The organism is Psychrobacter sp. UBA6766, from assembly GCF_002453355.1.
Taxonomy (GTDB): domain Bacteria; phylum Pseudomonadota; class Gammaproteobacteria; order Pseudomonadales; family Moraxellaceae; genus Psychrobacter.
Map to the genome: position 1 here is coordinate 17,673 of NZ_DKGQ01000031.1, position 9,551 is coordinate 27,223.

General features: G+C 42.2%; 6 protein-coding genes. 2 read left to right on the plus strand and 4 right to left on the minus strand.

What is annotated here, in order from left to right; genetic code table 11:
• Positions 1-314: 314 nt before the first annotated feature.
• The 4 genes from B4K26_RS06595 to B4K26_RS06610 all read right to left on the minus strand — a co-directional run bounded on the left by B4K26_RS06595 (position 315) and on the right by B4K26_RS06610 (position 5,778).
• Positions 315-806, minus strand: a complete 492-nt coding sequence (locus tag B4K26_RS06595; protein WP_296244300.1) for a hypothetical protein — start codon at positions 804-806, stop codon at positions 315-317.
• Positions 807-886: 80 nt separating this feature from the next.
• Positions 887-1,603 carry a ribonuclease PH gene (rph, locus tag B4K26_RS06600; RefSeq protein ID WP_296244301.1) on the minus strand — a complete coding sequence of 239 codons (717 nt, stop codon included), beginning with the start codon at positions 1,601-1,603 and terminating at the stop codon, positions 887-889.
• Positions 1,604-1,786: 183 nt separating this feature from the next.
• A complete protein-coding gene (locus B4K26_RS06605; protein ID WP_409521399.1) occupies positions 1,787-3,508 on the minus strand; it encodes an AMP-binding protein in 1,722 nt (573 codons plus the stop codon).
• A 542-nt stretch (positions 3,509-4,050) separates the two neighbouring features.
• Positions 4,051-5,778 carry an AMP-binding protein gene (locus B4K26_RS06610; protein WP_296244305.1) on the minus strand — a complete coding sequence of 576 codons (1,728 nt, stop codon included), beginning with the start codon at positions 5,776-5,778 and terminating at the stop codon, positions 4,051-4,053.
• Between the two features lie 566 nt (positions 5,779-6,344).
• On the opposite strand from B4K26_RS06610, the gene parC reads away from it, so the two are divergent.
• Positions 6,345-8,666, plus strand: coding sequence for a DNA topoisomerase IV subunit A (gene parC / locus B4K26_RS06615; protein ID WP_296244306.1), 2,322 nt, complete (start codon positions 6,345-6,347; stop codon positions 8,664-8,666).
• Positions 8,667-8,676: 10 nt separating this feature from the next.
• Positions 8,677-9,534, plus strand: a complete 858-nt coding sequence (locus tag B4K26_RS06620) for a hypothetical protein (protein WP_296244307.1) — start codon at positions 8,677-8,679, stop codon at positions 9,532-9,534.
• The last annotated feature ends 17 nt before the right edge of the window (positions 9,535-9,551 follow it).

Consider the following 9,551-nt stretch of genomic DNA (forward strand, 5'->3'; position numbering starts at 1 on the left):
CATTCAGTATTAACACAACTCAGTACGAACGAATAAGCTGGCATCAATGCTCAGTATCAATAACCGTATTAACGATAAATAAGATAAAATTTTTCAATCCTACTTATAAACCATTTTTACAGGAATCTGCAAGTATTATTGTTTTGAAGTAAGCGATAAAAGGTAGGAGAATAAGGATAAGCGGTAAAAAAACAGACGATAAATCCGCGAAGGATTTTAGAAATTTAGTGAGAAATTCAGGAAAAAGAAACAACCATTAACTTAAACGCTGGTTATAAAAAAGTAAAATAAAGCGCTAAACGTAAACAAAGGCGTTAATCATCGCTCATCTTGATATTGGCATGGCGTTTAGTCAAAGCCTGACCTTGGAGGATAGCCTTAGCAGCGGTTGCTTCTTGGATATTATCAAAACCGCCAATTAAATATTTACGAATGTCATCACAATCGACAATCTGAAGCTGCTCGCCAATCAGAATGATTTTATCGCCGTCAGTCAGATGGATATGCTCGCGTTTACCATGATTGTCATGGACAATCTCGCCGTCACGTATCCACAATACGCCGCTACTAATAACACCGCTCATGGCCTTTTTACGCTGTTGGCGTTGCCGATTAAAAATAAAGCTGCCAATAATCAGCAGTGCTAAAGCGCCAATCGCTAAGCGCTCAGGCAACAAACTCATGGCCAACGCCACCCCTACTGCCCCAACCAGTAACGCTAAGCCAAACCAAAACAGGCCATTGTCAGCCGCTGGCGACTGATCTTGCAAGGTGATTTTGGCGCCGTCATCGGTCAGCTTTAGCATGCATGATTACCTATTAGAGAGCAATAAAAGAGTAGAGGTTCTAGGTTTCAGTAAAATTTCATAAAAGAAAATTTAAAAACTTACCAACCCAACGCTGTTTTTTGCATATCGATCAGCTCAGCGATACCTTTCTCAGCAAGAATCAGCATATCGTCTGCTTGAGCGCGGGTAAACGGTTTTTCTTCTGCGGTGCCTTGAAGCTCAATGAACTCGCCTTTTTGCGTCATGACCACGTTTAAATCGGTGTCACAGCTGGCATCTTCTTCGTAATTTAAATCAAGATACGCTTCGCCATCTTTCATACCAACCGACACTGCCGCCACCAAACCGATCAAGGGATCAGCTTTTAGCTTTTTGTTTTTTTGCAGGCTCTCTAGCGCATCGATAAGAGCAACAGCGGCGCCCGTTATGCTTGCAGTACGTGTGCCGCCATCCGCTTGCAACACATCACAGTCAAGATAAATGGTATTTTCACCAAGCTTACTTAAATCAATCATTGCTCGTAAACTACGACCAATTAAACGCTGAATTTCTTGCGTTCGACCTGACTGTTTACCACGCGCCGCTTCACGCTGATTACGAGTATTGGTTGCCCGTGGCAACATACCGTATTCAGCGGTAATCCAGCCTTTACCTTTACCTTTGAGCCAGCGCGGTACGCCCGACTCCACACTCGCCGTACATAGTACTTTGGTATCGCCAAAGCTGACCAATACTGAGCCTTCGGCATGCTTCGTGTAATGGCGCTCAAAGCTAATCGAGCGAAGTTGATTAAGCTCACGGTTGTCAATACGCATAAATTTTCCTAGTACAATGTTGTAAAAGTAGAGTTATAAAAAGTTATCAAATAACAGGCTCGTCGTTATATCAGCGGACGCGCTAGCAGATGAAAAGATGACGTTATCCTAACGTGGCAGCGGCGCAATAGCAAGATTTCCCAAGCTATTACGCCGCTGCTTTTGAAAGTTTTAGCGCTGACTTTATTCTAACCCCTCCATCTTACGCAATTCTTTACGGAGAATTTTACCGACGTTTGATTTTGGTAATTCATCAACGAATTGAATATGGCGCGGACGTTTATAGCCCGTCAATTGTTTTTTGCCAAAATCAAGCAGCTCTTGCTCGGTCACGTCGCCTTTTTTGACCACAAATAGCTTTGGATCTTCGCCGCGATCGTCATTAGGAATGCCGATAGCGCCACATTCTACGACATTAGGATGCTCGCTCATGGCTTCTTCGATTTCATTTGGATAAACGTTAAATCCTGACACCAAAATCATGTCTTTTTTGCGGTCAACGATTTTGATAAAACCTTTTTCATCCATGATACCGATATCGCCCGTTTTCAAAAAGCCATTTGTAGTAAAGGTTTCAGCCGTTTCTTCTGGACGATTTTGATAGCCAATCATCACCTGTGGACCTTTTACACAGATTTCACCGCGATCACCGAGAGCTACTTCATTTTCATCATCATCGATTAAAATAATATCCGTACTAGAGGCAGGAATACCAATTTTTCCGGTAAACTCAGAGATGGTCATCGGGTTAAAGGCAACCACGGGCGACGTTTCAGACAAGCCATAACCTTCAACGATGGGCAGACCAGTAATTTTATGCCACTCTTTTGCCACACTTGGCAAGACCGACATGCCGCCGCCAATCGATGCTTTTAAGTTAGAGAAATCTAAGTCAGCAAAGCCTTCTTTGTGTACCAAACCATTAAATAAGGTATTTACCGCAGGGATAAATGCGGGTTTATATTTGCCCATCTCTTTGATCAAACCATCCAAATCACGCGGATTTGGAATCAGCAGTCCTGCATAACCTCGGTACATGCCATACATACCACAAACCATAAATGAGAACACATGGTATAACGGTAGGGCGGTTAAAATCACATCATTGGCGTCGACATCATCGTCAAAGGCGCTGTCCATTAAAACACTAATTTGGAGCATATTAGCAACTAAGTTGCCGTGCGATAGCATCGCGCCTTTGGCAACACCCGTCGTACCGCCGGTATATTGTAATAATGCCACATCGCTTAAGTTTAAATCAGGGCGCTTGTACTTGCTGGCAGAAACGGCATTTAATGCATGCTTAAAGCTGATGCTCTCAGGTAAACGGTAAGCGGGAATCATTTTTTTAACATGGCGCGCGACAAGGTTAACAACGGTGCCTTTGACTAAACCGAGCATATCGCCCAATTTACAGACAATAACGTGCTTCACTTGACCTTTATCTTCAGCTTCTTGATAGGTTTTGGCAAAGTTTTCAACGATAAATAACGCTTTAGCGCCGCTATCGTTTAGCTGATGCGACAACTCGCGACTGGTATATAGCGGGTTGACGTTGACCAAAATCATGCCAGCGCGGATGATACCGAGCATCACGATAGGATACTGCAAAATATTGGGCATCATGACGGCGACTTTATCGCCTTTAACCAGTCCTAAGGACTGCAAATAGCTGGCAATTTGGCGGCTATATAAATCTAACTGCTTAAAGGTGATTGACGAACCCATACAAATATAAGCGGGTTTTTGTCCATAACGGCTAAAATTACGCTCGAACACTTCCAGTAAAGACGTATTGTCTTCCGGCATATCGATAGTTGCATTGATGCCATAGCGCTCATACGCGCCTAACCACGGACGGTCGCTGTCTATCGTCGGCATGGTAGGAAAGGTATTTTCAACCATTGATTGGTTATCTGCCGAAGCGTTATGGTTTTTGGCTTCTTTATTGGTACTGTCCGTCATAATCTTCCCTAAATATTACTGTTAGTAAGTTGCTATCAAAATTTATTAAATAGAATCACCGTGGTTTACAATCACTGAGTTATAAAAGCAAAAACTTGTGAATAAGAAATCTTATTACGTAAGAAACTGCTTATTCAAGAGAGTTTGTCATTCACGAAATTTTAAGTTAATAATCCCGAGACATATAGAGCATGCCTAAGGATGTTCATGACGATAATATTCTACATTTATCGTCAAATACACCTATTAAATAGAAAACTTATGGGCAAGGACTATAGCAGTTTTGCGCCCAGTTCTCTATGAATACTAGCAAACCCTCATAGAAAAACAAAAAAAATGATAAGGCCCTTTGTATAAGACCTTATCATCTTTCACCATTATCCTAGCAAATATCAAGACATTTTTATCAATGCTCAGTACTGATATATCGCTATAAAAAGTCCGCTAAATTTGGTATTGGACTGTTTATAATATGAGACGGTTTAAGCGTGATTCTTTTCTTCTAGCGCCCGTAAATCTTTATGTAAAATCTTACCAACGTTAGATTTTGGCAGCTCATCGATGAATTCAACATAACGAGGGCGCTTATAACCCGTGAGGTTTTCTTTGGCATAGGCAAGTACTTCTTCTTTAGTCAAGCTTGCGTCACTACGAACGACGAAAATCTTTGGTACTTCGCCACTTTTTTCATCCTCAACACCAATAACGCCACATTCCAAAATTTTTGGATGACCGGCCATGACGTCTTCCACTTCGTTTGGATAAACGTTAAAGCCTGACACCAAAATCATATTCTTTTTGCGATCGACAATTTTAAAGTAACCCTCTTCGTCCATTACGCCGATATCGCCAGTACGGAAATAGCCATCAGAGGTCATGACTTCAGCCGTAGCATCTTCACGCTTCCAATAGCCTTTCATGACCTGCGGGCCTCGAACACAAATTTCACCGCGCTCACCTATTGGTAGTTCATTGCCTTCTTCATCCAAGATCGCCATGTCGGTCGCTGGCATCGGTAGACCGATATTTCCTGAGAACTCGCCTGTACCTTGCGGGTTGGCAGAAGCAACAGGAGACGTCTCTGATAGGCCATAACCTTGAACGATAATATTTCCCGTTATTTTTTCCCATTTTTCAGCAGTGGCCTTAAGTACCGCCATACCGCCGCCCATAGACATCTCAAGCTTGCTATGGTCTAAGGCTTTAAACGCTTCACTGTTGGCTAAGGCATTAAACAAAGTGTTTACAGCTGGGAAAAACGCCGGTGGGTAGTCTTTATAGGCTTTGATTAAGCTTGCGCCATCACGTGGGTTTGGTACCAATAGACCAATACAACCACGATATAAACCAAACATACCGCAAACGGTAAAAGAGAAAATATGGTACAGCGGCAAGGCGGTCATAATGACTGGCTGCTCACCACTGCCTTCAAATTTATCAAATGCGTCACCAAGATAGGTATCACACTGGATAAGGTTGGCGACTAAGTTGCCGTGCGTCAGCATTGCGCCTTTAGCGACACCCGTCGTACCACCGGTATACTGAAGGACGGCAACATCGTCGAGACCAATACCTTTAGGACGCTGGTAATTATCAGCAGAAAAACGATTCAGTGCTTTTTTAAACTTCACACTACCTTTAATATGATAATCAGGCACCATCTTTTTAACGTGGCGAACGACGGCATTGACGATGAAGCCTTTTAATGGGCTCATTAAATCGCCCATTGAAGTCACAATGACATGGTCGACCAAATGCTTACCAATATCTTCATAAGTTTTGGCGAAGTTTTCTAGCAAAATAAGTACTTTGGCATCCGAGTCTGTTAGCTGATGCTCAAGCTCTTTTGAGGTATAAAGTGGATTGACATTGACCAAGGTCATACCCGCACGAATCACGCCCAATACCGCAACAGGTAACTGTAAAATGTTTGGCATCATAACAGCGACTTTATCGCCTTTTTTCAGCCCAAGTGACTGTAGGTAGGCGGCGACTTGTTTACTATAAATATCTAATTGTTCATAAGAGAGTTTAACATCCATACAAACAAAAGCCGTCTTACCAGCATGTTTAACAAAATTTTGCTCAAGGACATCAATTAACGAGGTATCAGCAGCTGGCATATTAATATCGTATTGAATACCTAGCTTTTCATAAGTTTTAACCCATACTTTGTCATTACGACGAATTAAGTTACCTTGATTTTCCATAATCTTCTTGCTCCTAATAAGTGATGCAACTGTTGGTCTTAGCCATCATACTGCGGCAAACGTAAAAACTTGGACAAATATAAAAATCTGAAGCACAAGCCGGCCATAATGACGGCAAATGAGACTGACGGGATTGATATGCCGTAATAACTCAACAATTTAGCAGTAAATAGCCCTTTGTTGTTTAACATACACACTTTATACAAACTACTCAATACAAAAGATTGCTACCTGAGTCCGCAAAGCCGCTTGACGAGCGATAACGCACTCTATATCAAGGAGTTATCTGTGTTATTTAGCTAAATAATCAAAGCGCTATAGACAATATCACTCAAAATATAAAACACTAAAAATGAGATAAAAAGTAAATAGTCGATAAATTCAGTATAGTGAATTTATCGGTCAAAATCTATCTAGCAGTCACTATAGAAGGACGTCATACACTGTCGTTTATACTGACTTATCCCTTTTTAATTCTGCCAATATCCTTTACGATAGCACTATCTTATTTGTCCGATTAAACCAATTATTTATAGCTATTAAAAACTAAAAGCGAACCCTATTTTATGTCCGATGTTATTGATCATACGATTGACCCTATTATTCCCAATGAACCGATGGATACCCGCTCCGTGGCGGAATTCACCGAGCAAGCTTATCTTAACTATGCCATGTACGTCATCATGGATCGCGCGTTGCCCAATATCGCTGACGGTCTAAAGCCTGTTCAGCGCCGTATCGTTTATGCCATGAGCGAGCTTGGCTTGAAATCGACGGCAAAAGCCAAAAAATCCGCGCGAACGGTTGGTGATGTCCTAGGTAAATACCATCCGCATGGTGATAGCGCCTGTTATGAAGCCATGGTATTGATGGCGCAGCCGTTTAGCTATCGTTACCCGCTGATTACGGGACAAGGAAACTGGGGCAGTCCTGACGATCCAAAATCGTTTGCAGCGATGCGTTATACCGAAGCCAAAATGTCTGCTTATGCCAATACCTTGCTTGCTGAACTCGGCCAAGGAACGGTCGATTGGCAAGACAACTTCGATGGCACCATGCAAGAGCCGACCACTCTACCCGCGCGCCTGCCCAATATTTTATTAAATGGTACGACAGGTATCGCCGTTGGAATGGCAACCGATATCCCGCCGCATAATCTTAATGAAGTGGTTCGCGCCGCGATTCGGTTGCTTAAAAATCCTGATTTATCCGTGAAGCAATTAACCCAATCGATACCAGCACCGGATTTGCCAACGCCCGCTGAAATCATCACCAGCAAAAAAGATTTGCAAGCGATGTATGAGACTGGTCGCGGCAGCTATAAAATGCGCGCAACCTTCCATATCGATCCTAAAGAGAAGAATCTTGTTATTATCGACGCCCTTCCTTATCAAGTGTCAGGCAACAAAATCCAAGAGCAAATCGCTAAGCTGATGATGGATAAAAAGCTGCCTTGGGTAACCGATATCCATGATGAGTCAGACCACGAAAACGCTTGCCGTATCGTATTGGAGCTAAAATCTACACGCGTAGACGTTAATCGCGTTATGAGCCATTTGTTTGCCAGTACTGATCTTGAAAGCAATTATCGCGTCAATATGAACATGATTGGTCTAAACGGTAAACCGCAGGTCAAAAACCTCAAAGAAATATTAGAGGAATGGCTTGTTTGTCGCCGCTCAGTGGTCACGCGCCGTTTGCAATATCGCCTCGATAAAATCGATAAGCGTTTGCATATCCTCGCAGGATTGCTGATTGCCTATCTGAATATTGATGAAGTGATTCGCATCATTCGTGAAGAAGACGATCCAAAACTGTCATTGATGCAGGGCTATGATCTGACCGAAATTCAAGCCAATGCCATCTTAGACATTCGTCTACGTCAGTTAGCAAGGCTAGAAGAGATTGAGCTGCGCCGTGAGCAAGATGAGCTAGCCGCAGAGCGTGCTATCATTCAAGAGTATTTGGACAATCCAGACAGTCTGACCAATCTGATGATCGATGAGCTGACTGCCGATATGAAAGAGCACGGCAATGATCGTGTATCTCAACTAGCAGAACGCGAAGAAGCGCAGGCATTAAAAGAGTCTGACCTTGTTCCAAGTGAGCCTATTACCGCTATCCTGTCGAAGGCAGGTTGGATTCGCGCGGCTAAAGGTCATGACGTCGATGCCGCTGGCATGACGTATCGTTCAGGTGATAGCTATCAAGCCCACGTCCGCGGTAAATCTAACGAAAGAATCTACGTCCTCGATAGTACTGGTCGCAGCTATAGTATCGATGCGCATAATTTAGCATCCGCTCGCGGTCAAGGCGATCCACTCACCAGTGTCCTAAAACCGCCAGCAGGTGCCAGCTTTGAGCAACTATTAACCGGCGATAATGATCAACGTATTATCCTCGCCAGCTCTCAAGGTTATGGTTTTATCAATACGCTTGGCAATCTTGATAGCAATCAAAAAGCCGGTAAAAATATCATCAACCTAGCGACTAATAGTCGCTTGCTTACTGTTGCTCGTATTGACACGCCACCAGCAGATATAACTGCTAACACTGAGAACGCTGAAGGCGAAAATAGCAATATAAGCACAGCGCCTGATCATCTCGCTGTCGTGACCAATGCAGGATATTTATTGATATTTGCTCTAGAAGATTTGCCTGAGCAAGCTCGCGGTAAAGGTAATAAGATGATCATTTTAAAAGACGATGAAGAAGTTTTGGCTATTACGCCGCTTAGCAAGCAAGATAGTCTAGTTATCACTGCTGGCAAGCGTCATGTAACCTTAAAGCCGATGGATTTAGCGAACTATACTGCTAAGCGTGGCAGTCGTGGCAGTCAGTTGCCAAGAGGCTTTCAGAATGTGACGAGTGTTGAGATTGTTGGATGAGGTTAGAAATATGACTTTACCTCAATCATTAATCAACCCACCTGATAAAATTATTTATCAGGTGGGCTTAAATATACTTAAATACCGACAAATAGAAGGAGTGGCTAAAAATTTAGTGGTATTCTCAGACTATACTTTTGGTTCTTCATCTAGCCCTAACAAAGAGTCAAGGTTATGGCCAATTATTTCTAATGTTAATACCACAAAGATGACGATGGGTGGTTTAACTAGCCTGCTCGGTGATGTTCAGATTATGGATGAAGATGAAGACATCGAAGATAGTAATGAAATTAAAATTTCAATCAAGATGTCCCATAGAGTTATAAATAGACATAAAATTGAAGCCCTTTTTAAAAAGGTAGTTGCTGCTAGAAATGAACTCATTCATCATTTCGATTGTTTTCTCAATCCAAGTCATCAAAATGAAGAATCGAATAGTAAGGTGTTGGAACGTTTACAAAGTGAGTATGAGGATGCTGAGTATTTGCTAGCGCAATTACAGCAAGAACTATCGTTTAAACTAGATTTTATAATGGAATCTTTAAAGTTTCATTCGGAAGCCATGACGATCAACCAACTAGCTGATATTTTCGATAATGCCTATCAAGAATGCAAACGCAATGATGGCTGGGCAGCATGGCAACAAGTTATATCCTACGTGTATAAAACCTCTGACTCTAAAGCAAGTATTGAAAAATTGAAGGAGAAAACCAGCCGCAAACAAACCAAAAGTGCTCTTCAGCTCTACTTTCCTAACTGGCAGTTTATAGATGAACCCACGAAAAATGGTGCACGAGTTTTAGTAAAAATTGATAACACAGCAGTAAATTTAGTTAATAACTTTCCGAAAATCATTATTTCAGACTAGGGCGTGTCATCAATTAA

Bases quoted from the DNA above. Each gene is read 5' to 3' on its own strand.
- B4K26_RS06620 (WP_296244307.1), top strand. From the start codon at position 8,677: ATGACTTTACCTCAATCATTAATCAACCCACCTGATAAAATTATTTAT.
- B4K26_RS06595 (WP_296244300.1), bottom strand. From the start codon at position 806: ATGCTAAAGCTGACCGATGACGGCGCCAAAATCACCTTGCAAGATCAG.
- B4K26_RS06610 (WP_296244305.1), bottom strand. From the start codon at position 5,778: ATGGAAAATCAAGGTAACTTAATTCGTCGTAATGACAAAGTATGGGTT.
- B4K26_RS06605 (WP_409521399.1), bottom strand. From the start codon at position 3,508: ATGGTTGAAAATACCTTTCCTACCATGCCGACGATAGACAGCGACCGT.
- rph (WP_296244301.1), bottom strand. From the start codon at position 1,603: ATGCGTATTGACAACCGTGAGCTTAATCAACTTCGCTCGATTAGCTTT.
- parC (WP_296244306.1), top strand. From the start codon at position 6,345: ATGTCCGATGTTATTGATCATACGATTGACCCTATTATTCCCAATGAA.